Origin of the sequence: Streptomyces sp. HUAS ZL42 (genome assembly GCF_040782645.1) — a bacterium.
GTDB lineage: Bacteria > Actinomycetota > Actinomycetes > Streptomycetales > Streptomycetaceae > Streptomyces.
This window is the reverse complement of the sequence record NZ_CP160403.1, coordinates 9,817,411-9,840,743: the sequence shown is the minus strand read 5'-3', so window position 1 is coordinate 9,840,743 and position 23,333 is coordinate 9,817,411. Positions and strand designations below refer to the sequence as shown.

The 23,333-nt window shown below is 67.7% G+C and carries 21 protein-coding genes and 3 pseudogenes; 5 read left to right on the top strand and 19 right to left on the bottom strand.

Annotation, left to right across the window (positions count from 1 at the left end):
• Positions 1-105 precede the first annotated feature (105 nt).
• The 5 genes and pseudogenes from ABZO29_RS45170 to ABZO29_RS45150 form a co-directional block, all read right to left on the bottom strand.
• Positions 106-582 carry a hypothetical protein gene (locus ABZO29_RS45170; protein ID WP_367325995.1) on the bottom strand — a complete coding sequence of 159 codons (477 nt, stop codon included), beginning with the start codon at positions 580-582 and terminating at the stop codon, positions 106-108.
• Between the two features lie 238 nt (positions 583-820).
• Positions 821-967 (bottom strand): annotated as a pseudogene (locus ABZO29_RS45165) (IS5/IS1182 family transposase); the annotation flags it as partial.
• A gap of 108 nt (positions 968-1,075) precedes the next feature.
• On the bottom strand, positions 1,076-2,857 hold the full coding sequence (locus ABZO29_RS45160) for a reverse transcriptase domain-containing protein (RefSeq protein ID WP_367325994.1): 1,782 nt from the start codon (positions 2,855-2,857) through the stop codon (positions 1,076-1,078).
• A gap of 628 nt (positions 2,858-3,485) precedes the next feature.
• Positions 3,486-3,884, bottom strand: coding sequence for a hypothetical protein (locus ABZO29_RS45155; RefSeq protein ID WP_367325993.1), 399 nt, complete (start codon positions 3,882-3,884; stop codon positions 3,486-3,488).
• Positions 3,881-4,730 (bottom strand): annotated as a pseudogene (locus ABZO29_RS45150) (IS5 family transposase). Before ABZO29_RS45150 ends, ABZO29_RS45155 begins: the two are co-directional and overlap by 4 nt.
• A 215-nt stretch (positions 4,731-4,945) precedes the next feature.
• On the opposite strand from ABZO29_RS45150, the gene ABZO29_RS45145 reads away from it, so the two are divergent.
• Positions 4,946-5,347, top strand: a complete 402-nt coding sequence (locus ABZO29_RS45145) for a hypothetical protein (protein ID WP_367325992.1) — start codon at positions 4,946-4,948, stop codon at positions 5,345-5,347.
• Between the two features lie 19 nt (positions 5,348-5,366).
• On the opposite strand, the gene ABZO29_RS45140 is transcribed toward ABZO29_RS45145, so the two are convergent.
• From ABZO29_RS45140 to ABZO29_RS45130, 3 genes and pseudogenes are all read right to left on the bottom strand, one after another.
• Positions 5,367-6,175 (bottom strand): IS5 family transposase gene (locus tag ABZO29_RS45140; protein ID WP_367325991.1). Its coding sequence is split into 2 segments (ribosomal slippage): positions 5,367-5,855 and positions 5,858-6,175, totalling 807 coding nucleotides; the frame shifts between segments, so codons are not numbered across the junction.
• A 389-nt stretch (positions 6,176-6,564) separates the two neighbouring features.
• Positions 6,565-6,733 (bottom strand): annotated as a pseudogene (locus tag ABZO29_RS45135) (DUF4231 domain-containing protein); the annotation flags it as partial.
• Between the two features lie 199 nt (positions 6,734-6,932).
• Complete coding sequence (locus ABZO29_RS45130; protein ID WP_367325990.1) at positions 6,933-7,232, bottom strand: hypothetical protein; 300 nt, start codon at positions 7,230-7,232, stop codon at positions 6,933-6,935.
• A gap of 45 nt (positions 7,233-7,277) precedes the next feature.
• On the opposite strand from ABZO29_RS45130, the gene ABZO29_RS45125 reads away from it, so the two are divergent.
• A complete protein-coding gene (locus ABZO29_RS45125; protein ID WP_367325989.1) occupies positions 7,278-7,904 on the top strand; it encodes an NB-ARC domain-containing protein in 627 nt (208 codons plus the stop codon).
• Here ABZO29_RS45125 and ABZO29_RS45120 read toward each other — a convergent pair.
• Entirely contained in the window at positions 7,894-8,508 is a 615-nt protein-coding gene (locus tag ABZO29_RS45120) for a DUF4231 domain-containing protein (RefSeq protein WP_367325988.1), read from the bottom strand. The genes ABZO29_RS45125 and ABZO29_RS45120 overlap by 11 nt on opposite strands.
• 1,259 nt (positions 8,509-9,767) lie before the next feature.
• Between ABZO29_RS45120 and ABZO29_RS45115 the strand changes: the two genes are divergently transcribed.
• The gene (locus ABZO29_RS45115) at positions 9,768-10,523 is read left to right on the top strand and encodes a hypothetical protein (protein WP_367325987.1); all 756 of its coding nucleotides are present in this window, start codon (positions 9,768-9,770) and stop codon (positions 10,521-10,523) included.
• 34 nt (positions 10,524-10,557) lie between these two features.
• Here ABZO29_RS45115 and ABZO29_RS45110 read toward each other — a convergent pair whose 3' ends face one another.
• From ABZO29_RS45110 to ABZO29_RS45085, 6 genes are all read right to left on the bottom strand, one after another.
• Positions 10,558-11,661: a tetratricopeptide repeat protein gene (locus tag ABZO29_RS45110; RefSeq protein ID WP_367325986.1), complete on the bottom strand. Its 1,104-nt coding sequence runs from the start codon at positions 11,659-11,661 to the stop codon at positions 10,558-10,560.
• 72 nt (positions 11,662-11,733) lie between these two features.
• Positions 11,734-12,270: a transposase gene (locus tag ABZO29_RS45105; protein ID WP_367325985.1), complete on the bottom strand. Its 537-nt coding sequence runs from the start codon at positions 12,268-12,270 to the stop codon at positions 11,734-11,736.
• The gene (locus ABZO29_RS45100) at positions 12,267-12,506 is read right to left on the bottom strand and encodes a winged helix-turn-helix domain-containing protein (RefSeq protein WP_367318486.1); all 240 of its coding nucleotides are present in this window, start codon (positions 12,504-12,506) and stop codon (positions 12,267-12,269) included. The genes ABZO29_RS45105 and ABZO29_RS45100 overlap by 4 nt, the downstream gene beginning before the upstream one ends.
• On the bottom strand, positions 12,476-12,742 hold the full coding sequence (locus ABZO29_RS45095) for a helix-turn-helix domain-containing protein (protein ID WP_367326414.1): 267 nt from the start codon (positions 12,740-12,742) through the stop codon (positions 12,476-12,478). The genes ABZO29_RS45100 and ABZO29_RS45095 overlap by 31 nt, the downstream gene beginning before the upstream one ends.
• 163 nt (positions 12,743-12,905) lie before the next feature.
• Positions 12,906-14,468: a diguanylate cyclase gene (locus tag ABZO29_RS45090; protein WP_367325984.1), complete on the bottom strand. Its 1,563-nt coding sequence runs from the start codon at positions 14,466-14,468 to the stop codon at positions 12,906-12,908.
• Between the two features lie 68 nt (positions 14,469-14,536).
• Positions 14,537-17,320, bottom strand: a complete 2,784-nt coding sequence (locus ABZO29_RS45085; protein WP_367325983.1) for a response regulator — start codon at positions 17,318-17,320, stop codon at positions 14,537-14,539.
• A 626-nt stretch (positions 17,321-17,946) separates the two neighbouring features.
• Between ABZO29_RS45085 and ABZO29_RS45080 the strand changes: the two genes are divergently transcribed.
• Positions 17,947-18,321 (top strand): response regulator transcription factor, encoded by a 375-nt coding sequence (locus tag ABZO29_RS45080; protein WP_367325982.1) that lies wholly within the window; start codon positions 17,947-17,949, stop codon positions 18,319-18,321.
• A gap of 760 nt (positions 18,322-19,081) precedes the next feature.
• Positions 19,082-21,046 (top strand): ATP-binding protein, encoded by a 1,965-nt coding sequence (locus ABZO29_RS45075; protein WP_367325981.1) that lies wholly within the window; start codon positions 19,082-19,084, stop codon positions 21,044-21,046.
• A gap of 431 nt (positions 21,047-21,477) precedes the next feature.
• Here the strand turns inward: ABZO29_RS45075 and ABZO29_RS45070 are convergent, their stop codons facing one another.
• The 4 genes from ABZO29_RS45070 to ABZO29_RS45055 form a co-directional block, all read right to left on the bottom strand.
• Entirely contained in the window at positions 21,478-21,744 is a 267-nt protein-coding gene (locus tag ABZO29_RS45070; RefSeq protein ID WP_367325980.1) for a DUF4235 domain-containing protein, read from the bottom strand.
• Positions 21,741-22,211, bottom strand: coding sequence for a DUF3618 domain-containing protein (locus ABZO29_RS45065; RefSeq protein ID WP_367325979.1), 471 nt, complete (start codon positions 22,209-22,211; stop codon positions 21,741-21,743). The genes ABZO29_RS45070 and ABZO29_RS45065 overlap by 4 nt, the downstream gene beginning before the upstream one ends.
• Positions 22,208-22,627, bottom strand: a complete 420-nt coding sequence (locus tag ABZO29_RS45060) for a phage holin family protein (protein WP_367325978.1) — start codon at positions 22,625-22,627, stop codon at positions 22,208-22,210. Before ABZO29_RS45060 ends, ABZO29_RS45065 begins: the two co-directional genes overlap by 4 nt.
• Positions 22,628-22,754: 127 nt before the next feature.
• Complete coding sequence (locus ABZO29_RS45055; protein ID WP_367325977.1) at positions 22,755-23,303, bottom strand: phosphatase PAP2 family protein; 549 nt, start codon at positions 23,301-23,303, stop codon at positions 22,755-22,757.
• Between the last annotated feature and the right edge of the window lie 30 nt (positions 23,304-23,333).

The window sequence follows — 23,333 nt, the reverse complement described above, 5'->3', positions numbered from 1 at the left end:
TCGTGAGGCGGGGACGCATGCGGTCCCTCGTCGACGGCTTCAGCGCCGAATGCCCTTTCGCCGCGCCGCGACGCGGCGAAAGGGTCGAGGGACACCTGGGGCGCGTCAGTCTCCGGTGTTCGTCGCCCACAGGGCGCCGCCGCCGCGGGTGTAGACGACGAGGTTGCCGTCGTCCTGGACGGCCAGGTAGGCGCCCGCCCAGCCGTAGGTGCCGGAGGCCCACAGTGCCCGCCCGTTGACGTCGTACAGAACGAAGTTGCCGTCTTGCTGCATTACGGCGCGGTAGCCGTTGGGCCAGGCGCCCGGTGCTTGCCAGGCCGCGCGGCCGTCCTTGTACAGCACGAGGTTGCCATCCGACTGCAGGCGGAGGATGGCCCGTCCGTTCCCCGAGGTCCACGCCTGGTTGCGGTACAGCGTGCCCGGCGCGTACACGAGGGTGTCGGAAGAGCTCTGCAAGATGCTGCTGTGCTGACGGCTGTGTGCATCGGACGTGGGAGAGGCGTGGGCCACCGCGGGGGTGAAGGCGCCCAGGGTGAGCGCCGCCAAGGTCGCTGCCACTGCCGCGGTGCGGATGCGAGTCATGCGTTGGACCTCCTGCTGTGCCGGAGACTGTCCCCGGTGACAACGACACTAGGCATCCCCGGTCATCAACCGGTCAGGATCCAGTCTGGGACGATCTCCCGCGGGGGTTGCGCACGACTTGGCGCTCAGCTCAGACGACGATGCCCTGCGCGACGTCCTTGAAGCAGAGGTCGCGCAGGTCCACCACCATTGGCGTCACTAAGAGGGCATTTGATCTAGGCGAATTGCCCTTTCTGTTCTAGTAAGTCCCTCGCCAGGTTGGTGTCGTCTCGTCCTTTATGCGCTTGGCGAGGTTGTCGATCGAGGCGACGTGGATCATGGCCTCGGAGCTGGCGGGAAGGGTCTCGTAATCGCGAGAAAGGCGCCGGTGCAACATAAGCCAACCCGTTGGGTCGGCCGCGCGGCGAGGTGTCTGCCGTGGCAGCTCCTTTTTCCTCGCGGCCTCCCGCCGAACCGGGCTTGACGCTTTCGCTATCACCCGGCTCTCCAGTGATCACGGCGTGAATGATCTGGCCGCCTGTGCCTCGTGGATGCGGTCGTGGCAGGTGTCGCAGGCCACGACCGTTTTGCGGCGCCGGTCGAGCATGACGCGCGCCCAGTCGGACGGCGGCCATCCGGCATGAGCGAGGTCGGCGAGGGCGCGGATGTGATGCACCGTGACATCACCAGTGCTCCCGCAGATTTCGCAGGTGTCCGCCAAGAGCCGTGTGACCAGCTCTTTATGCGGGTAGTCCACCCAGACGGGCCGGCGGTCCACGATCTTCGCAGACCGCTGTCGATAGAGGGGGATTCCTCCGAACCGTGCCACCAGCGGCTTCCTATGCTCCCGCTCGATTCGGGCCTCGAAACAAATGCGGAGACCGTGGTCCGTGTCGATTCTGGTCTTGTGCTTGGCGGCCATCTTCGGCACGGTCGAACGGTGTTTTGCTGCAAGGGTCTTGAGCATGGACGTCTCCATGACCCAGCGCAGACGGTGCAGCCGGGAGACATCCCCGGCGAGCAGGTAGTACTGGACGATGCCCCGGTAAACGGCCCCGAACGTGGCAACGATTGCGTGATCGGTGCTGTTGACGAGGTCCTTTCGCTTCGCGGGCTTTCCGCGGGCGAGATAGGGCACGCATTTGGCTTTGATCACGTCCCGGGGGACACGGAGAGCGATCTGTCCGTTGACACGCCGGTAACGGCCGGTCTTCTTCGTGTCGTTGTGCTGGACCGTGATCTCATAGCCGAGGAACCTCGCTGCCCCGGTACGGGCATGAGTGATCAGCGTCTTCTCCTGGGAGAGTTCCAGCTTGAGTTCATCATGCAAGAACGCTGCCAGGCGTTGCTTGATCTGCTCGGCCTCGACTCTTGGTCCGGTGAAACCAAGGAGATGATCGTCCGCGTAGCGGGTGTACCGCAGCCTCCGGTAGTGCGGATCATTCGGGTCCGAACTCGGCAGACTGGTCATCCGTCGACGCACGGCACGAGCCAAAGGCCGGTCGCCGTGTTGACGGACTGTCCGCAGCAGACTCTGTAACTCCAAATACGCCGGGTTACGGGCCCGACGTTCCCCTCGGGTGTACTCCGGAATCAGTACTGTCTCTACGAACTCGTCCAACTTGTGCAGGTAAATGTTGGACAGGATCGGGGAGGCCACTCCGCCCTGCGGTGCCCCGGAGAGCGTGGCTCCCCACCTCCAGTCCTCCAGATATCCGGCTGTCAGCATATTCCGTACCAGCCGCAGAAACCGCTGGTCACGGATCTTCTCGCCGAGAGTCGTCAGAAGGACCTGGTGGTCCAGACTGCCGAAGCAGTCGGCGATGTCGCCCTCGATGAACCAGGCTGTCCCGGTCCAGGTGTGGGCCACCTCCCGCAAAGCGGTATGGCAGCCACGCCGGGGGCGAAATCCGTGCGAGCGGTCGGAGAACGTCGGCTCGTAATACGCTTCCAGCAGGAGGCGCACGACTTCGCCAACGAGCTTGTCCGACCAGGTCGGTAGCCCCAGTGGACGCGTCTTCCCATTGCTTTTCGGGATATGGACGCGCCGGACCGGACGAAAGCGGTAACGTTCGTGACGCATCGCCTCAATGATCCGGCTGATCTTCCGCTGCGACATGCCGTCCACGGTTTCCGGCGTGACCCCGGGCGTCATCGCGCCATGGTTGGCGTAGATGCGTCCGTAGGCCAGCAGATACAACTGCAGGTTGAACAGCTGTCGATACAGTTCACTGCACGGCAGACCACGCCTGCCGCGTTCACGCAGGACACCCAGCACCGTTGCGGCGCTCTGCATTTCGCATACCTCCCGGATCTTCGGGTGTCCGAATCACCTGGTCCCCTTCGCCCTGCGGACGGCTTTCCCGTCCTCCCTGGCCGGGCGTTGCTCCGGCGACTACTACGGGACCTCCGTCGCCATAGGACTCGCGTCCCGTAGGCGATCCCACGTTCGTCTCTGCTGTACGTCATAGCGCGACGTAGGCGTCCCACTCATCTCCTTGAATGCCCTCGCTGGGCATCGCTCCGCGCTCCGGAGGTGCACCGGCCAACTATAGAAACCTGGTGCAGAACGCGGCGCCGGTTACAGCTGTCTTTCCGGCGGATGGGAACTTGCATCTGCTGGAGATTGGGCTTCAAACAATTCAGTCTTCGCCATATCGCGCGGGCCACCCAGCACACCGTCCCCGACAACTGAGCCCGGTCACTGGTTTCCTGACATGCTTTTGTCCCCTCCGCCTTTCGGCATCAGGTAAGTCATTGGCCCAGGAACCTCCTTCCGAGTTCCTCCCGGCTCAGCCGGGAATACAAACAGAGCGCCTCGTGGCGCACGGACTTCGCTCGACTACCCATTAGTGGGCGGTTCGTAAGGTGATGTCCGTTTCTGGCTGAGGTGGGGGCAAGGCTGCTGGTGGAGGTTGTGTCGGCTATTGCTTCCTGGCGAAGTTGCCGGTGTCGGCCTCGGTGAGGATCCCGAGTTTGACCAGGCGTTTCAGCTTGGCGCGGGTGCCTTCGACGTTCTTCGGCAGCAGTTCGTGGCCGAGGGCTTCGCAGACGTCCTTGGCCCGTAGCGGTCCGGTCGCGTGGTTGAAGGCGGCGAGGATGCGGGGGTAGTCCGGGTGCTCGGGCAGGTCCGGCGTGACGGCCGGGAGCCGGTCGGCGAGGCCGGTGACGGTCTTGCGGGTGATCGCGAGGTGCTCCAGGTGTGTCTCGGCCTCCCGCAGCCGGGTCTGCAGGTCGTCGATCTGTGCGCGGAGGTCGTCGGCCAGGGCCCGGGCGGCTTCTTCCTGGAGGTCCAGGGCGTCGAGCAGGGGCCGGAGGTTCACGCTGCCGCCGCCTGTGCCGGGCGCCAGGTGGGAGTGTTCGTGCCGGTGAGGCGTCGGGTCATGACGTGGGTCATCGCCCAGTAGACGCGGGAGGCAGAGGAGGAGGGGCGGTGCTCGTAGTCGCGGACCAGGCGCCGGTGCAGTATCAGGGTCCCGTAGGTCTGTTCGACCCTCCACCGCTTCGGCTGCGGCACGAAGCCCTTGTCCTGCGGGTTGCGTGCGACGATCACGACGTCGATGCCCAGGCCGGCGCCGTGGTCGACGACCTGGTTCTTGAAGCCCTGGTCAACCAGGGCTTTGCGGACGGTTCCGCCGGCGTGCTCGGCGACCTGGTCCAACAGGATGATGCCCGCGGCGTTGTCGTGGGTGTTCGCGGCGAGGACGATGACCGCGATGACCAGGCCGAGGACGTCCACGGCCAGGCCGCGTTTGCGGCCGGGCACCCGCTTGGCCGGATCGTGGCCACTCGTGGCGGTGGGGACCCCGGCGGCCACGTGGACACTCTGGGTGTCGAGCACCACCAGGGTCGGGTCCTCTAATCGGCGGGCGCGTTCGCGGACCTGGCAGCGCAGGAGTTCATGGATGACCTGGTCGGTTCTGTCGTCCCGCCAGGCGGCGAAGTAGTAGTAGGTCGCGCTCTTCTGCGGCAGGCCGTGCGGGAGGTAGGCCCACTGGCAGCCGGTCCGCCCCTGGTAGAGGACCGCGTTCACGATCTCCCGCATGTCGTAGGCGCCCTGGTGGCCGCTGACCGAGCGGTGCCGGTCCTTCCACGCGGTGGATCACCGGCTCGATCAACGACCACTGCCCGTCCGATAAGTCACTCGGATACGGCTTGCGTTCACTCACCCGAGCACATCACCAGATCAGCAGCCGCGGACCGGCAGATTCCGCCCCGCCACCACACCATCAGGCGACAGCAGATCCACTCAAAGACTCACGAACCGCCCACTAAGAGCTCGTAACACGATCATGCTGCCCAGTCCCAGTAGTCCTGTCGTGGCGGAACGTGGGAGCGTGGCCCTGGATCCTGGGCGACGGCTTGTGTGGGGAAGAGGGACTGGATGAGCGCGATGTGGGCGGCGACGTCGCCGGAATCTGGACTATTCCATCCGGATGAGAGACGTTCAGAGGTGAAGGCTCTGTCAGATCGCTTCAACGACCTGCGTTCCTGTGGCCAGGGGTACCTCGAGGTTCGGTCGCCGAACAGGGAGTTCCCGGTGCTGATCCTGGCCTTCCGAGACAATCACGCGGTCGTCCACCTGATGAGTGACACCGAGCGGATGTCTCTGCTCGCAGGAGACGGCACCGTACCCTCGGGTACCGAGGTCGAAGTCCCGATCATGGACCACCTCGCCGTGTTCACGGGCGACTTTGTCCTGGACATCGATCGGGCGTGGGAGCTGGTGCACGACTTCACGCAGACGCGGGCGGCCGGCCCTCTGGGTGAGTGGTGTGAGTTGTAGCCAAAAGCTCGTGACACGATCATGATCGGTGCTTCTTCAGTCGCCTCCAGCAGATGAGGCCGCAGGCCAAGGAAACGAAGGCGTCGTGGAGTTCGGTTCGGCGTTCCCAGCGGACCGCGAGGCGTTTGAACTGGTGGAGCAGGGCGAAGGTCTGCTCGACGACGTAACGGAGCTTGCCCAGGCCCTTGATGTTCGGGGCGCCCTTGCGGGAGATCACCGGCAGGATCCGGCGCTTGCGCAGCTCCACGCGGTTCGGGTTGGAGTCGTATCCCTTGTCCCCGAGCAGCGAATCGGGACGGCGGCGTGGCCGGCCGGGACGCCCGGCCACCGGCGGGATGCCGTCGACCAGGGCGAGGGTCTGGGTGACGTCGTTGACGTTCGCCGCGGTGGTGATGACCTTGAGCGGCGTGCCGCGTCCGTCGCAGATCAAGTGGTGCTTGCTGCCCGTCTTCCGGCGGTCGACCGGTGACGGACCGGTGTCGGCTCCCCCTTTTTCGCACGGATGTGGGAGCCGTCCACACACGCCCTGGACCAGTCGAGTGCGCCGGCCGCATTCAGCTCGGCAAGCAGAATGCGGTGCAGCCGGTCGAAGACCCCAGCCTCCTGCCACCGCTCCAGACGCCGCCAGCAGGTGTGTCCGGAGCCGAACCCCAGCTCCAGAGGCAGCAGTTGCCAGGCTATGTCGTTGTGGAGCACGTACAGAATGCCCTGCAGACACAGCCGGTCCGCCACCGGCCGAGGCCCCGGCGATCGCTCCGGCCAGGGCGGCAGCAGCGGCTCGATCAGTGTCCACAAGTCGTCATCCACGATCCACGGCCGAGTGCTCACACCCTCCCGAACGCCGAATCGTCACATCGGTCACGCCCGGCCAGGACACCTCAACAAGATCGTGTTACGAACTCTAAGCCTTCAAAAGAACTTCTTGAATTGAGTTGACAATGTTTCACATCCGTATTTAGTGCGGAATTTGAGGTGATTTTTTTCAAAAGGAGCATCCGGGGACGTCCGATTACCTTACAGATAAAGAGGAATCCGTCAAACACAGTGAAATACAGAAAGGGCAGCCGAGCCTTCCGGGTCCCCTACCCACCGGTGAATGGCCGCGCTGAGGCAACGCCGGCACCATCGTCACGTTCTACTCGTTCAAGGGTGGGGCGGGTGGACCTGGAGGCGCCGGGCCTGCACAGCTACTTCGCGCCCGATCCGGTCTCCAGTCAGGCGACGCTGGCCGCCGCGGCGGCCAGCAGGCCGCTCAGGTCCCAGTTCGCCGCTACGCCGGTGCGCCTGGCCCGCCCGGCCGCCGTACCAGCCGAGCTGGTCGAGGACACGGTCGCGCAGGTAGATGTCCTTGCGTGCCGCGAACCGCTGGGCGCGTACCGCCCGCATGGCGCGGGTGTTCTGCGGATAGCCCTGAAGGACACACCGCGGGCGTCCGACCCGGACGCCTACTGGGGCCCTACAAAACGTTCTTCGCCTACGAGGAGGTCCTGGCCACCGTCGCGGACACGCCCCGGCAGCCCGCCTCCCTGCTGGGCGCCTACGGACGTCTCACCTCGGTGATCACGGACGGGCAGGTAACGGCCCTTCAGCCGTCAAGGAGCCGGTGCGCCGGCAGTTGCTCGCCCGTTTCCAGCGGGTCCCGGTGCCGGTGCCTGGTGCCGCGGGTGCGGATCGACTTCGCGCTGCGCGACTGCGCCTGGGGCGAGTGGCTCGCGGCCCAGCTCCAGTCCGCGGGGATGGCCGTGACGCTACGCGGAAGCAGCCCGTCGGTGCCGCTGTCCAGTGGCCCGGGGAACGGGGCCGGCGTGGTCATCGCGCTGCTCTCGCCCGTCTTCTCCGCCACACCGGTCGCCGACGAGGTGCGCGCACTTGTCGCGACCCCCAAGGGCCCAAGATCATCGGGGTGCGGACCCGCGGGCACCAATCGGAGGTGGCGCTGCGCGGCCCGCCGGGATTCACTCTGGTGGACGCATCGGAGGAACAGGCCCTCAGCAAGGTCTTCACCCCGCTCGAACTCGAAGGAGCCGCCGCCTCTACGCCTGTAGCCGACGGCATCGCCTATCCGGGCCTGGTGCCCAGGATTTTCAACGTCCCGCGCCGCAACAACACCTTCATCGGCCGCGACATTCAACTGGACCGGCTGCGAATGGAGTTGAGCGCCGAATCACTGCGTGCGGACACGCCGGTGGGCAAAGTGTTCCTCTACGGACTGGGTGGCATCGGCAAGACCCAGATCACGCAGGAATACGTCCACCACTACGGTTCCCAGTACGACCTCGTGCACTGGACCCCGGCCGAGCAGCCGAACCGCATCCCGCAGCTCCTCGCGGAGCTGGTCCTCGAGCTGGAAACTCCGGGCGACACGGTCGACGAACGTGCCCAGGCGACCATGATGGCGCTGCGGCGCAGCCAACATGGTCGCTGGCTGCTGGTTTTCGGCAACGTGACCGACAGCCAGGACACGGACAGCGAGAGCCGAAGCAGGGACCAGGGAGACACGACAGTGGAGCGGTACCTTCCCACACGTCATCATCACAGAACGACAGTCAACGCATGAGGAGAACGAGGCCGCCATGGAGGTTGACTCCTTCATCAGGTCGGAAACCATCAACCTGTTGCGCCGGAGGGTGGACGGACTGTCGGCAAAGGAAGCCAACCGGATCGCCGACACGCTCGGCGGGACACACGGGGGTGCCGGGATCGTGGGAGGGTTCCTGCCAGCCGACCCGGCGCAGCGGGCACAGCCGTTCCTCCAACTGCTGGTGGAACAGTCCTTCGGGGTCGGGGACGGCGGAGTGCAGCGGTCCGCCGTGGACCATGTACTGCCAGGCCAGCGACTTCACCGTCTCGGCGGCGTCGCGGTGCGCCTGCCAGTGGGCCCGTGCCCGGCGCCGGCGGATGACGACGCCGGCGATCACCGTGAGGCCGTACAGCAGGGGGGACAGAGCGGTGAGAACGTGGCTGTTGAAGCAGTCGGCGAGAGTGGCGCAGCCGGTCGCCACGAGCAGCAGAGGCAGCTCGGTCCTGGTCGCCCGGAACGACTCGCTCTGACGGTTCAGCGCCCACCGGTCGTTGGAACGGAACAACGGGGGCAGATCGTCGTCTCCTATCCTCGCACCCGGCCCCGGAACGCGCTGGCCAGGAGTGGTCGTAGCCGCCATGCGTCACCTCGCCAAGAAGAGAAGACTCATGGTGACTTGGCGTAGCACAGGTGCCAACACCGAGTGGAACGGGAGGGTTTGGCAGTGCTGACCAGATCGAGACGCACGCGGTCGGACGGCCCTCGCCCGCTGGCTCCTCGTTGGTCTCTGTGCTTCCCCGAGACTAGAACCGAACAGCACCACACCATCCGCAACTCGGCATACGGAGCGCTGAGTTGTTTCCTGACGCAGGTCCACACCCGTGAGTCCGGGGCCACGCCCGGACCTCCGCGGGTCGAGCGAGCACGGGGGGTCCATGGAGATGCCGCCGAGTGACGTGGAGTTCGATGTGGTGCACCTCAGCGGTGTCACGGCTGTAGAACTGGACGATCTGCCCGACAGTGCGCTGGGCCGGGCTACGAAGAGGGTCCGGCGGGATGCGCTGCAGCCCAACAGGGTGGAGGCAGCCATGGTCCAATCCGCCGGGAACGACAGCCGGGAGCCCGAGCGCTGTAGTGCAGAGGGGGCAGGTGCGGGAGGTGAAGCCCTTCGTGGAGTGGATGGGGAAGGTCGTCCAGCCGTGCAATCTGGCCTGCGATCACTGCTACGTCTACGAACTGAGGGACCGCACCTGGCGGCACAGACCATCCGTCATGGCGACGGCCGCCATAGACCAATCAACTGGCTAAACCGGTCGCCAGGACGCCGTGCGCCAGGTTTGGGTGATCCTGCACGGTGGCGAGCCCTTACTCGCGGTCCGCACCCGAATCGAACACCTCCTGCTAGCTTCGGGACAACTGCTGCGCGGTACGGTCGACTGTGATATCTCCGTGCAGAACAATGCGACTCTTCTGAGCCCTCATTGGATGGAACTGTTCCGCCGACACGGGGTGTCGGTAGACGTCAGTCTTAGCGGAGGCCGTGATACCCACGGACCACGACAGCCCAAAGAACGGATGCAACGCACTCCAGTGAGAAGGGCATCGAGCACATTGCTGAAATGTCTCGCTCGTACCGAACCCGGGCCGAATTCGGCGTGCCGGCTTTAGCGTAGAGATCGAGGAATATGACTCGTTTCCGGATGAGCCGATACAACTGCTGATTACGACTGCCCATTCCCCGGCCCCGGGCCTAGGAACCTTTCAGACCGGGGAAGGGCAGAAGGGGACACCTACATGCCACCAACCAACCACCTTAGCCGTAGCTCCCAAGAAGCACTGCTGAGGACCCGAGGGCCACGAAGGCAACGTCTCGCGAAGGCATCTGCAGCCGCGAGCACAGTGCTCGCGCTCGCCATGCCGCTTCATCCGCAAACCGCCTTCGCCTCAACGACGATGCCGGCTACTGCCATCGCCACGGCGTCCGCCCCCTCCCAGAACGGTCTACCCACCGAGCACACCTCTCCATCCGCGCAGGACAGCATCTGGGGTATCCCAACACCCGTCTTCTCCGCCGGGCTTGGCTCACTCATCGGCGCAGCCGCCGGCGCAGCGGCCACAGCAGTGTTCTTCTACAGGGCGCGCCGCCACACGCTCACCGACCGCGCCGAGGATCAACAGCGCCAGGACGCCCAAGAGGCGCAGCGTCGAGCGGACAGAGAGGAGGAGCAGCGCAGGATTGATGCCCGGGGCTCCTGGAAGCGGCTGTACGACGAACTCGGCAAAGACCTCTCCGACGCCCTGGCCGTCTACATTGACGCACGCGACCACCTGCTGTACCAGGGCGACGCCGAAGCACAACTGATCTCGACGCTTCTCAAGCGGCTGCTCCACGCCCGCGAACGCGCACGCGGCAACCGATCTGAGGATCTCATCGAAAGCATCACCGTGCTGTACGGCCGCCTGCGCGACCTCCAGGAAGCTCTCCTGCCCGAACGCACTTCGCTTACAGACCCGAGCTCCCTCAACCACACCCAGCTACTGGACCTGTTCGACCGGGCAGCGAAACAGACCCTCATCACTGCCGAACTCGGCCCCCTCGTGCACAACGCCGAGGTCGTCCTGAACACCGAATGGGGCCGCCCCGCCACACTGTGACCGGCCGGCAGGCGAGTACCACAGGCAGGGATCTTCAGGGGTCGAGGGCACGCAGGAGGGGCATCAGCAGTTTCCGCGTCCAGGTGGTTCGTTTGGTGTCCGCGCCTTCGGGTGGGTCGTCGAGTGCCGTGGCGATGCGGCGCAGTAGTCGGGTGCCTCCGGTCAGCAGGCCCAGGCTTGGGCGCAGGGCCAGAACGGAGGCCGCCTGCCGGGTCGCGCCGGGCCACTGCAGCTGGTGGGTGAGGAGTGCTGCGAGTCTGATCGCAGCAGTGATGGGGGTACGGTTCGCGGGCAGGTGCTGTCGTAGCAGTTCCACGAGGGGACGGGCGATCTGGTTCTCGGCGTCGGTCATGCCGAGCTGGAGGGTGAAGGACTGCGTGAAGTCATCGATGGCGTCTTCGTACCGCTCGGCGTACAGACGGACCGCGCCGCGGCCGCCGTACGCCCATGACCACGGCGGTTGGTCGGAAAGGACGCGGTCGAAGTCGCGTTCGGCTTCGGCAAGTTGCCCCGCCTCCCACAACAGCCATCCGCGCATGGCGAAGGCGAGCAGGTAGCTGTCGTCGACGGAGATGGCGCGGTCGAGGTCGGCCAGTGCTTCGGTCTCGCGGCCGAGTCCGTGCAGGGCCCAGGCTCGGACTGTGTAGGGCCAGGCACGGTCTCGTGGTCCGTGTTCGTTCGGGTCGGCCAGAGCTCGGTCCACCTCCCGCAGTGCCTCCCCGTGCCGGCCGAGGTCGAGGAGCAGGCCCGCGAAGTGGGCACGGTGCCACTGCGATTCGGAGTCGAGATCGGCCGCCCGCGCCATGTCGCGGAGCGCTTCGTCCCACCGCTCCAAGCTCATCAGGCACCGGGATCGTTCCGCATGGGCCCAGCTGTACTCGGGGTCGATGGCAAGCGCCCGGTCCAGGTCTGCCAGCGCGTTCTCGTACCGTCCCTCGGTGCGGTGGACCATGGCACGGCTGGCGCGTGCCCATTCCTGCTCGGGGTCGAGTTCGAGGGCGTGGTTGAAGTCGGCGAGCGCTGCGGGGCGGTGTCCGGCTGTCAGGTTGATGTGCCCGCGCACCACGTGTGTCCAGGCATCGGGGCGGGCGCGGATCGCCTCGTCCATGTCAGCGAGAGCGTCTGCTGTATTTCCCATCTGCTCATGGGTGAAGGCGCGCTCGACCAGGGCGTCGCTGTGCTGCGGTTTACTGACCTCAGCTCGTTAGGGTCAGTTCGGTCTGTCGAGGGCGAGGCCCGTGCCGGCGAGGAATCCGCCGAGGATGGTGTGTCGGTACTGCAGCGCCTTGAGACGCTTGCGGAGCAGAGTCTCCAGCTCGCTGAGGGTGCGGGCGGCGAGGTTGGCCAGGCTCCGCTTGATATGTGCCCACAGGCCCTCGACCGGGTTGAGCTCGGGCGCATACCCGGGTAGCAGGACCACGGTCAGCCATTCCCGCTCGGCCACCAGCACCTTCATCGCCGTGGAGATGTGGGTGCTCAGCCGGTCCCACACCACGATCAGCGGGGCCTTCAGTAGCTGGTGGGCGCCATCCAGCAGGCGGATGTAGTCGCTCTCGCCGAGCGAGCGGCGCTCGCCCTTGCGGCCGGTATGCCGGCGCAGCCGGTAGCACAGGCGGGCGGGCAGGCCGGGCCGGTAGCACAGCAGCCCGGCCACTGACAGGCGCCCACGGCCACGGCCTGAAACGCGTACCGTCGGGGTGATGCCGCGTCGGCCCCAGGCGCGGCCCTTGGGCGGACGGCCGGTCACGCCGGCTTCGTCCTCGAAGCAGACGAACGCGCCGGTCGCCGCCCGGAGGGTTTTACCTCCTGCCAGGTCGCCTCCCGCCATGCGGTGATCGCGGCCTCGTCACGTTCGGCAGCGGGCCGGGCAGGCACCTGCACGCTGAAGCCCATCCGGTGCAGCAGCCGCGTGACACCGGAGACGCTGTAGGAGAGGTGGAACTTCCGTCCGATCAGCGTGCGCACCCGTGCGGCAGTCCACATCTGGTCGTCCGTCCAGCCGTGCGCGGCCGGCCCCTCGTCGAGCCATGTCGCGAGCCTGGCCTGCAGGTGGGGGCCGAGGCGGCAGTCATAGCCCGGGGGCCCTGGGAACGTAACGCTTCCCGCCCGCCCGCCTTCCAGGCGCGGCGCCACTGGTAGACCGACTTCTCACTCACCCGTAACTCCCGGGCGATGAATGGGACTTTCACGTCCTCCTCGAAGAGGTCAGCGGCCCGCATGCGTACCTCTTCGCGGCACTTGCGCTGCTCGGCGGTCAGCCCGCCCCCATCCGGATACCGCATACTTCCGGGCTGCCAGCCCAGACAGGCCCTGTCACCCGGCCCGACAAGGACCAGACGCTATAACGCCAAGGTCAGTAGCACAGGCCGGTGGGCGGGAAGATCAAGGGTTCTTGGGTGCTCGCCCGTGTCCGGCGTCGTCCTGCGGCGTGGGAGCGACAGGGTGCTGTGGGTTTTCGAAGAAGGCGATCTGGTTCTTGCCTGCGGTTTTGGCCCGGTACAGGGCGGTGTCGGCGTCCCGCAGCGCCTGAGCGGGCGCCGTCGGGCGGGTGATGCTCCGCGTCCCGATGCTGGTGGTCACGTCGACGCAATCACCGTGGGAGAGCAGGAAGGGGTCCTGGAAGGCGTCGAGTATGCGCGTGGCGTAGTCGTGCAGTGTCTGGGCATCCACGTCCTCCACGAGGAGGGCGAATTCGTCGCCGCCGAGCCTGGCCACCAGGTCCTGCTCACGGACCCTGCTGGTCAGCCGTCCTGCGACGTCGATGAGCAGTTCGTCGCCGGCCGGGTGCCCGAGGGTGTCGTTGACGTCCTTGAAGCCGTCGAGATCGAGCATCAGCAGTCCGGCAGCGCAAGCGGTGGAACACCGGCCGAGGGCGAGTTCCAGGCGTTCGTTGAGCAGGGCCCGGTTGGCCAGGCCGGTCAGCGGGTCGTGGGTGGCCTGATGGCTCAGCTGTTTTTGGAGCTGGGCCTGTTCCCGCAGTGAGGCGGCGAGGGCGGTGGCCCTGCCCTGGGCGTACTGGGCCAGGAACGCCACGCGCAGCAGCAACAGAAGCGACAGGCTGGCCATCATGCCGACGATCACCGTGACGTCCACGGGCTGGTCCCGGATACCGCCGATATTGGCCAGCACGATCAACGGCCCCATCAGGATCAGGGCGATCAGGATCGACAACCGCCGCGGGGGGAGATGTTCCTGGTCGGCCGCCAGCCGCGACGGGCGGGCCACGGACGGGTGCAGTGCCGCCGTCCCCAGCAGCAGGGAGGAGGCCATCCACGCCACTTCGGAGACGTCCTCCGCGATCGCGGTCCCCGTCGTGGCCTGTGTGCCGTAGTAGAGGCCGTCGGCGGCGAGCAGGACCACCAGCCATCCGAGGCACAGCAGGAACGAGGGGGTGCGGGTGCCGGTGGTGAGCATCAGCCGCGCGGCCACGGACAGCAGTACCAGGTCGGTGGCGGGATAGGCGATGGACAGGGCGAGCGGCCCCGCGGACATGTCGCTGCGCAGGTAGGGGGCGAGGATGAACGCCCAGGCCAGGGTGGCAAATCCCAGCGTGACGATGCCCGCGTCCAGCAGGCCCGCCCAGTGCAGGCGGCCCGCCTGCTGCCGGGCCAGCATCACCAGACCGGCCGTGAAGAGCAGGTAGCTGCCCAGGTAGAGCCAGTCGGCCACACCGGGGAAGGGCACCTCGGCGCCGCGGACCTGGTACAGACCCCAGATCGTGTCCGCCGCCGCGTACGGTGCCATACCCGCCGCGAACAGGGTCCAGGAAAGTAGCGACGGCGGCCTGTTCCTGCTCACGCCCACTGCGATGGCGACCACGACCGAGGCAGAGATCAGCGCGCCCAGCATGTAGCGCGCCGGGGAGGAGGTGACCAGATACGTCACGATCACCGCGGTCCCTGCTCCCGCATACGCCCAGGCCGGCGCATCGCGTCGGGAGGGCATTCGGAGGTGAACCGTGCCCACTGCCCCTCCTTCCCCGCTCCCACCGCGTGGCGGTAAGCGGTTGGGCCTCATTGCGGTTCGCGGCCGCGAGGGCGGGAGCGGAGCGTGGCCAGGATGCGGCAGGTGCGGTCGAGTTCTGCCTGGAGCCGGGGAGCGGCCTCGGCCAGCGGGGCAGGCGTCCCGGCGCCTGCGTGCTGCTCGAGTTCCTGGCAGCAGTCGGCCAGACTCTGGGCGCCCAGGTTGCCGGCAGCGCCCTTGAGACTGTGGGCCAGCTTGGCGATATCCCGGGTGTCGTGGCGGTCCAGCGCGTGGAACAGTGCGCCGGTCATCTCGGGGGCCCGGGTGAGGAAGTGGTCGACCAGCCGGTCCACCAGTTCGTTCTCGGCCGGGGTGCCGGCGCCGCGTAGTTCGTCCAGCCGCTGCTCGATGGAGGCACCCAGGTCCTCCACGTCCGCGGGTGGGCCGGTGGGGTGGACCCAGCGGGCGAGAGCCTGTTCCAGCTCGTCCGCGCTGACGGGTTTGGAGATGTAGTCGTCCATGCCCGCGGCCAGACACCGGTCCCGGTCCTCGGCCAGGGCACTGGCGGTCATGGCGATCACCGGCAGGTGCTGGCCGCTGTCCTGTTCCCGGCGGCGCAGCTCCCGGGTGGCGTCGTAGCCGTCCATACGGGGCATCTGGCAGTCCATCAGTACGGCCTGGTAGCTGTTCTCCTGGGTCATGTGCAGGGCGTGAATGCCGTCGGTGGCGATGTCGGCACTGTAGCCGAGGCGGCTGAGGATGCCTTGCGCCACCATCTGGTTGATGTCGTTGTCCTCCACCAGCAGCAGATGTCCGCGGTGGGCCGGCGGTGGTGTGGATGATGGGGCCGACGGCGGTGCTGACGTGGCGACCGTCGGCCTGTGGGTGATGAGTTCGACCAGGGCGTCCATGAGTTCGGACTGTGAGATGGGCTTGGGCAGGCTGCGGGCGATACCGGCCGCGGTCAGTTCGGCGGCCGACAGCGGTGTGCTGGAGCTGAGCATCAGCAGCCGTACCCGGCCGAGGCTGCGGTCGGTGGTGATCCGGCGGGCGAGCTCCAGGCCGTCCATGTCCGGCATACACATATCCAGCAGGGCCAGGTCGAAGGCCCGGCCCGCGGCCGCCGCCTCGTGCAGGGCCACCAGGGCCTGAGGGCCGCTGGCGACCAGGGTCGGCTGCATGTGCCACCGGCGCAGCTGGGTGTCGAGGATGAGGCGGTTAGTCTCGTTGTCGTCCACGACCAGTACCCGCAGACCGCGCAGAACGACCGGCTGGACAGGCGCTGACGGTTGTTGAGGCGTGTCGGGTGCCTGCGCCGGCACGGTGAACCAGAATGTGCTGCCCTGGCCGAGCCGGCTGGTGACGCCGATGGAGCCGCCCATGGCCTCGGTGAGCCTGCGGCAGATGGCCAACCCCAGGCCGGTGCCGCCGTAGCGGCGAGTGGTGGAGGCATCTGCCTGCGAGAAGGCATCGAACATCCGCTCCTGGTCCGCCTCGGCAATGCCGATGCCGGTGTCGGCCACCTCGAAGCGCAGCCACGCTCCGCCCGCCGCGAAGGACCGGTCCGAAGCAGGGAGAGCACGCAGGACCACCTCGCCGGACTCGGTGAACTTCACCGCGTTCGACGCGAGGTTGAGCAGGATCTGCCGCAGCCGTGCGGCGTCGCCGAGCACCATCACCGGCAGATCTGGATGGCAGTCACTGAGCAGTTCCAGACCCTGCGCCTGGGGCGTCTGCGCGACCAGCGCGACGACCTCCTCCACCAGCACCTGCGGGCTGTAGGCAACGTCTTCCAGTTCCAGCTTGCCCGCCTCCAGTTTGGAGAAGTCCAGGATGTCGTTGATCAGCGACAGCAGCGCGGAGCCCGCGGCCTGGATGCCCTCGGCGTAGCGGCGCTGCTGGGCATCCAGCGCGGTGCCCAGCAGCAGGTTGCTCAGCCCGATCACGCCGTTCATGGGGGTGCGGATCTCGTGACTCATCGAGGCGACGAACTGCGACTTCGCCTGGGACGCGGCGATCGCCTGGTCGCGCGCCTCCGCCAGGGCTGCTTCGGCCTGCTTGTGCTCGGTGATGTCACGGATGAAGGCGTTGAAGCAGCGTGCCTTCGCCGACTTCAGCCGCCACACCTCCAGTTCGACCGGAATCTCGTGGCCGTCGCGGTGCAGAGCCTGGAGCTCGACCCGGCGCCCCAGCACGTGGGCGTCTCCTCCGGACAGCACCCGCTGCAGACCGGCCGTGTGTGCGGCGCGGTACCGCTCGGGGATGATCGTGTCCGTCAGCGGGCGGCCCATCGCTTCGCGATGGGTGAATCCGAACAGCTTCTCGGCGCTCTGGTTCCAGTCGATGACCAGGCCGTCCTCGTCGATGGAGACGAAGGCGTCGCGTGCGGTCTCGATGACCGAGCGTGCCTGCTGTTGGAGCAGCCGCAGCGCTTCCTCCCTGCGCCGCTGGCCCGCCGCCTCGCGGATGAACCCCCGCACTTCCAGCGGCTCGCTTGCGGCGTCCCGGACCACCCAGGACGTCAGTTCGGTCCACATCGAGTGACCGTCGGCGTGCCGCAGCCGCAGACACACCACCACCCGGCCGTCGCGGAGCAGATCCCGCTCCGCCCACTCGAACTCCTCCACGTCGCCCTGGTGCACCCATGACTCCGCCGACGTTCCCACGATCTCCTCGACCGGCCTGCCCAGCAGCGCCGCTCCCGCCGCGGAGACCTCCTCGTAGACGCCGTCGATCGTGCGCCGGAAGACCAAGTCGGGGGAATTCTTCACCAGCAGCCGGAACCGTTCCTCGTCGTCGGCCGCGTACTGCCTGGGCGGGTTGGTGGGCCCCATGGGTCTGCCTCCACGTGTGATGCCCGACGACGAGGGCGGCCAGGCTTTTCGACACGGCCGCAACGCTTCTGCGCGGTGTCGCCTGGCGGCGGGTGATAGCAGGGGGCCGGTCGTACATGGTCACCTTGAACCACGAGGCCACACACCCACGCAGCGGTTGCCGCAACCGGCACGGAGGTGGGGGCGACCGTCCACTCAGGTGCCGATCATTGCGATGGAGATGAGTGACCGGTGCTAAACCAGCCACCATTTGACTCCTCACACCCCAGATCGCGGGGTGATGACGGAAAGTAATCAATCCTTCTCGGGCGGCAAGGGACACTTCCAGCGAAGGACGAACCACTGAAAATCGCAAATCGAGCGGCAGGCGCGGCTCGAAGTGACTGTTTCTTGAACCTGAGTGGTACGGGGCGTGGCGTGCTGCGCGTGGCCGCCGCGGCCCCGCCCGCCGCGAGCGCCTTGGGGTTGAGCCGACATCGCTGCTGAGCAGCCCTTCACCGGCCGGGCGGGCAGTATGGTGCAATTATGGATCAAGAAGGCGGAGTCATAGGGGTGCTGAGCGGACTGTTGGCCAATCGGTTCGGTTCGGTGCCGACGACGCTCCGCCGGGGCCTCGGGGAGAATTGATGGCGTGTGTTTTGGTCGCAGACGATGACGCCGACATCAGGGATCTTGTTGCCTTCAAGCTGACGCAGGGCGGCCATGAGGTGACGACCGTGGAGGACGGCCTGCGGGCGCTTCAGGCTGTGCGCGAGCTGAAGGTCGACATCGCTTTGCTGGACATCCGCATGCCGGGCATCTCCGGACTGGACTTGTGCCGTCAACTGCGTGCCGCACCAGAGACTGCCGCGCTGCCGATCATCCTGATCACCGCCCGCTCCCAGGAGGGAGATGTCGAGACCGGTTTCGAGGCGGGCGCGGACGACTACATCATCAAGCCCTTCAGCCCGCGGGAGCTCTCCATCCGAGTCGAGGCGGTCTTGGCCAGGGCGAGCCGGTAAATTCCCTCTGGCGAGGCATGGGAGCCCGAGCGCCTCCGTGTTTCGTGGAACTCGCCGCCTACAACCGCCACCGCGACCTGAGCCTGGGGTGCGAGACGGTACCAGCCGTCGTGCGGACGCAGGAGCTTGACGACGCCGTGACCATGCTCGGCGATGCGCGTTGGCTCGGATGACACTCGTGCATCGGATCGTCCACGGTCCCCGGTCGCCTCCCGGCCCGACACTCAAGGGATTGTGGAGTTCATGGCTCCGGTGAGCGTCCTGTCATGGCAGACGACCCCTGGTCTCCCCCTCCGAGACCAGGGGTCGTCGGCGTCAGGCTGCCCCCGGTTGGCGGCGAGGCAGACCGCGAGGCTGACGGCCTGGCTCAGTTCATGTCGATGCGATGGCAGGAGCCCGCGACATCCCAGTGGCGGAGACCCGGCGCATGCTGGGCCTGGGCGCCGCGGAGGGGTTCGGCTTCGACACCGGCCTGTCCGGTCCCCCGTGGGCGTGTCGGTGCCGTTGTGCGCCTGCTGGTCCGCAGAAGATCTGTGCTGTGTTTGCGCGGGTGCACCGCCTAGCCGGAGGCGTCGAACGGTCAGGGCTTGCGCTGTCGCTGCCGGTCGCGGCGGTGGGCCTGGCTGTGTCCGTGGTGTTGTGCGTCTTCCTGGTGCGGCAGTCGCACGAAGCGGCCCAGCAGTTCTTGGACCGGCGGGCTGACCTGATCGCCGAGCGGGTCACTGCGGAGACGCGGCGGTATGAGGATGCACTACGCCAAGTGGCTGCCACCGCCGCCGTTCTCGATCCGCTCACCCGGGAAGAATTCATGGCCAGTACCGAGCCGCTGCGCCCGATGAAGCTGCCCGGCGTCGGCTCGGTCGCCTACGTGGTGCCGGCAGGCGACGGCGAGGTCGCAGCGGTCCAGGAACGCTGGCGCTCGCGCGGGGCCACCGCACTGACCCTGCAGCCCCGCACGACGGGCCGTGAGCACCTCTTCGCCGTCTTCGTCCAGCAGCTGGGTACTGCTCCCGGCCGCCGCCCCGGTGTGGACGCCTCCCAGATCCCGCAATTCGTCGACACCGTCGCCCGTGCGAAGGCGACGGGTGCGGTGACGCTGTCGGCCACCTACCAGTTGCTGGCCGACCGGAACCTGCCCACGGCACGCCGTCAGAACTCCTTTGTTCTGGCCGCCCCCGTCTACCCACCGACGGGCACGGGGCGTGCCGGGCCGCTGCTGGGCTGGGTGACGATGAGCCTGCGGGGGCAGAACTTCACCGGCGCCGCACTCGCTCATACCGCCCAGGGCACCGTGGACGTGGCCCTGTACGCACAAGACACCCACGACCGCCCGGTCCGCGTCGCCGCTCTGCGCGCCGCCTCCGCGGGCCCCCGGGACGTCCATGCGCAGCGGACGGTCCGTGTGGACAACCGCGAGTGGGTCCTGCGTGCGGCCGCACCTGCCGACGCCTTGCCCGGCGGCAGCCTCTTCGTCCCCACCGTGGTCACTGCTGCCGCCGTGGTGCTGACCGGCCTGCTGACCGTGCTGGTGTACGTGCTGGCCACGGGCCGCACCCGGGCCCGCCGCCAGGTCCAGCAGGCCACCGCCGGCCTGCGCACCGCGGAGGCGGCGGCCCGCCGTCACGCCGAGCTGCTCGAAGCGGTGATGGACAACATCAGCGACGGCGTCGCCGTCATCGACGAAAACGGTGAATTCCTCCTGCACAATCCCGCTGCGGACCGGCTGCTGGGCATCGGGCAAGCCCACGGCGGCCCGGAGAGCTGGCACGGCCACTACGGCGTGTTCCTCCCAGGCGGCACCGACCCCTTCCCCACCGAACAACTCCCGATCATCCGGGCATTGGCCGGAGAATCCACCGACCAGGTCGAGATGGTCATCCGCAACGCCGGCCGACCCGACGGCGTCCACATCACCGTCTCCGCCCGCCCCATGATCAGCGCCGACGGACGGCCGGGCGCCGTCGCCGTCTTCCACGACATCACCGCCCAAAAGACCCAGGAAGCCGAACTGAAGAATTTCGCCGGGGTCGTCGCCCATGACCTGAAGTCCCCGCTGACCGCGATCGGCGGCTACACGGAGATCCTCCAGGACGAACTCGCCGACCAGGACGGCCAGATGCAATGGGCACTTGAGCGGGTGAGCACCACGACCGCCCGGATGCGGGATCTCATCCACGACCTCCTCGACCACGCCACCGCCGGCAGCCGTCCCCTGAACACGGAAGATGTGGACCTGACCGAGCTGATCCAAGCCGTCGCCGCCGCCCGCATCGAAGAGCACCGCGCCACCCACGACAGTCCGCCGCCGCAGATCGACGTCCAACCGCTGCCGGCCGTCCACGCCGATGCGGCGATGGTGCGCCAGGTCCTCGACAACCTGATCGGCAACGCGATCAAATACACCGCCCCCGGCACCCGCCCCCACATCACCGTCAGCGGCCAGGCAGCTGGACAGGGCCAGGCGCGCATCGAGATCGCGGACAACGGCATCGGCATCCCCGCCGGACAACACGACGCGATCTTCAACAGCTTCCACCGCGCCCACACCGGCAAGGAATACACCGGCACCGGCCTTGGCCTGTCCATCTGCCGCCGCATCATCGAACGCCACGGCGGCACCATCGCCGCAGGCGACAACCCCGGCGGCGGCACCTGCTTCTACTTCACCCTCCCCCTCTCCACCGCCCCTCCTGCCCACACCCATCCCGCCGAGGCAGGCACCTGACCGCGCGTGGCGCCCTGCAGCCAAGCAGCAGGCGCCGCGCCCGGCCGTGCAACCACAGCACACCAGTCGAACGTTCGCAGACACGCTCCCGGGCAGGCCAGTGCCTTGTACCGGCGGCGTGCGGCAAGAGTGGCGTCCAAGGCCGCGCGGATGTCATCGAGCCAGGGCTCCACCGAGTATCCGGGCCGCGGGTAGAGGGCGAGAAGTGAGCGACCACGCAGCGCTGACAGTCGATGGCCGTCTAGTGGCTGCGGGGCTGGTCGTCGGGGTGGTGGTAGAGGGGCTGGAGCCGGTCCCGTTGCCGACTCACGTGCTGAGCGGCTTCCCGAGGCACCCACTCGGCACTGGCGTCCGGCGTCTGGGCATGCGACGGCACAACCGCCCATCGGCGCCCGCCGGGTAGAACGTGCGACGGGCGTCGATGGTACGGGTCAGCCGGGCCACGTGCCGGTCAGGCGGCGGGTGGTGGCGGCGCCGCCGCGGTCGACGGCGGCTTTGACACCAGCGAAGATTGCCCCCTGCAGGACGGCCGCCGCCAGGACCTCGCTCCAGGTGCGCTCCTCGTCGGTGGCATCGGGGGCATCTTCTTCATGGCCAAGCCGCTTCCAGACCTGTTTGAACACCGCGCCGGCCAGCACACCGCTGAGGGCGCCGAGCGCCAGGCCGACCGGCTTGTAGGCGATCTTCGAGGCTCTCATCGGCGCCTCCTGGCACGGCGTACCAGCAGCAGGGCGATGAGCGCACCAGCCGCGGCAAGCAGCGGGGTGCGGTTGGCCCGCGCCAGCTGCACGCCGTGATCGGCCTTCTCCCTCATCGGCTCGGGAGCCTTCTGGCGGGCGAGCTGACCGACGTGCCCGGCCTTGTCGCGGACCTGCCCGCTTGCCGCGGCGGCCTTGGTCCGCACCGGCTCGGGGGTCTTGTCCTGCACCACGTGGGCCGCGTGTGTCGCCTTCTCCCGCAGCTGGTCCCTGACGTGCGTAGTCTTCTCCGCAACCTGCTGCCTGACGGCCGCTGTCTTTTCCTGGGCACGGGTCTTCACATCCGCTTTCGCCGCGAGCGCCTCGACGGTCTCGCCGAGATCCTCACGGATCGCCTCGACCTGCGCGCGCAGTTCCTCCGGGGAAGGTGCTGTCTCGTCTCCCGTGTGCGGCTTGTCCGGGGTCATCGCTGTGCCCTTTCCCTTACCTCGGCCACATCGGCCTTGACGCTGTCCATCGTCTGCTCCGGCTTCGCCGGGGATGCCTTGCTGACCTGCTGCTTTCCCAGAGCCGCCATCAGCGCCGTGATGGCGGCCAGCACACCGGTGACAATCAGTGCCGCCACCCATACGTCCATAACGAGCGACAGCGCGGCAATCACCGTGGCTACCAGGGCCTGCAGGGTGAGCACCCCCATCAGGCCAGCCCCGCCGAACAGGCCACCGCCCTTGCCGAACCGCTTGCCCTTCTGGGCCATCTCCGCCTGGGCCAGGCGCATCTCGTCGCGGACCAGCTGTGACAACTGCTGCGAGGCACGCTGGACCAGGTCGCCCACGGGTTCCTCCGCTGGGCTGCGGGTTTGGTGGGAGCCCTGTGCTGTCATCGGTGCTCACCTGTCCTTCGTCGGCGTTTTGTGGCAGGCCCGTGGGCGTTGGTACTGGCACAAGCCGGGCCTACCCGTTGATCCGGTCGGCTGTCCGGGTACCCCTGCTTCAGGGCATCACCGCCCGTCAGAGCACCTGTCGCCACGGCAGATGCGGTGCGCCTCGCACCAGGGCGGCCGCGGCCAGCCCGATCACGCCGCCGGCGGCCACATCGGAGGGGTAGTGCGCCCCGCTGTGCACCCGCTGAGCGGCCACCGTCACCGCCGCCGTCCCACAGGCGGCACCGGCGGCCGGCCACACCGGTGCGACGGCTCCGGCGAAGGCGAAGGCTGCGGCGGTGTGTCCGGAGGGGAAGGAGGAGCTGTCCGGGCGGTCCTGGAGTTCCTCCGGCGGCACCCACTCCTGTGGTGGGCGACGTCGCCGGTACAGCTGCTTGGCGACCGCGTTGGACAGCACCTGGGCCGTCGCCATGGCCGTTACTCCCGCGGCGGCGGCCGTGCGGCCGCGCCACCCTCCGACGGCGGCCATCGCTGCGGCCGTCGCGCACCACAGTTTGGTGTGCTCGGCCGCCTCTTGTACGGCGGGCGCGACCCGCCGCACCCAGGGCGGCCCCCACCCGATGGCCCGTCTGGCCAGCCAGCGGTCCCCGTCGTGCAGATCGGCCATCGTTCCCATGACCAGCCGACTTCCCGTCCACGACCTGGT

Excerpts from the sequence above, each read along its gene's own strand:
- ABZO29_RS45170 (WP_367325995.1), bottom strand. The coding sequence starts at position 582 with ATGACTCGCATCCGCACCGCGGCAGTGGCAGCGACCTTGGCGGCGCTC.
- ABZO29_RS45160 (WP_367325994.1), bottom strand. The coding sequence starts at position 2,857 with ATGCAGAGCGCCGCAACGGTGCTGGGTGTCCTGCGTGAACGCGGCAGG.
- ABZO29_RS45145 (WP_367325992.1), top strand. The coding sequence starts at position 4,946 with ATGAGCGCGATGTGGGCGGCGACGTCGCCGGAATCTGGACTATTCCAT.
- ABZO29_RS45120 (WP_367325988.1), bottom strand. The coding sequence starts at position 8,508 with ATGGCGGCTACGACCACTCCTGGCCAGCGCGTTCCGGGGCCGGGTGCG.
- ABZO29_RS45110 (WP_367325986.1), bottom strand. The coding sequence starts at position 11,661 with ATGGGAAATACAGCAGACGCTCTCGCTGACATGGACGAGGCGATCCGC.
- ABZO29_RS45100 (WP_367318486.1), bottom strand. The coding sequence starts at position 12,506 with ATGTGGACTGCCGCACGGGTGCGCACGCTGATCGGACGGAAGTTCCAC.
- ABZO29_RS45095 (WP_367326414.1), bottom strand. The coding sequence starts at position 12,742 with ATGCGGGCCGCTGACCTCTTCGAGGAGGACGTGAAAGTCCCATTCATC.
- ABZO29_RS45090 (WP_367325984.1), bottom strand. The coding sequence starts at position 14,468 with ATGCCCTCCCGACGCGATGCGCCGGCCTGGGCGTATGCGGGAGCAGGG.
- ABZO29_RS45085 (WP_367325983.1), bottom strand. The coding sequence starts at position 17,320 with ATGGGGCCCACCAACCCGCCCAGGCAGTACGCGGCCGACGACGAGGAA.
- ABZO29_RS45080 (WP_367325982.1), top strand. The coding sequence starts at position 17,947 with ATGGCGTGTGTTTTGGTCGCAGACGATGACGCCGACATCAGGGATCTT.
- ABZO29_RS45070 (WP_367325980.1), bottom strand. The coding sequence starts at position 21,744 with ATGAGAGCCTCGAAGATCGCCTACAAGCCGGTCGGCCTGGCGCTCGGC.
- ABZO29_RS45065 (WP_367325979.1), bottom strand. The coding sequence starts at position 22,211 with ATGACCCCGGACAAGCCGCACACGGGAGACGAGACAGCACCTTCCCCG.
- ABZO29_RS45060 (WP_367325978.1), bottom strand. The coding sequence starts at position 22,627 with ATGACAGCACAGGGCTCCCACCAAACCCGCAGCCCAGCGGAGGAACCC.
- ABZO29_RS45055 (WP_367325977.1), bottom strand. The coding sequence starts at position 23,303 with ATGGGAACGATGGCCGATCTGCACGACGGGGACCGCTGGCTGGCCAGA.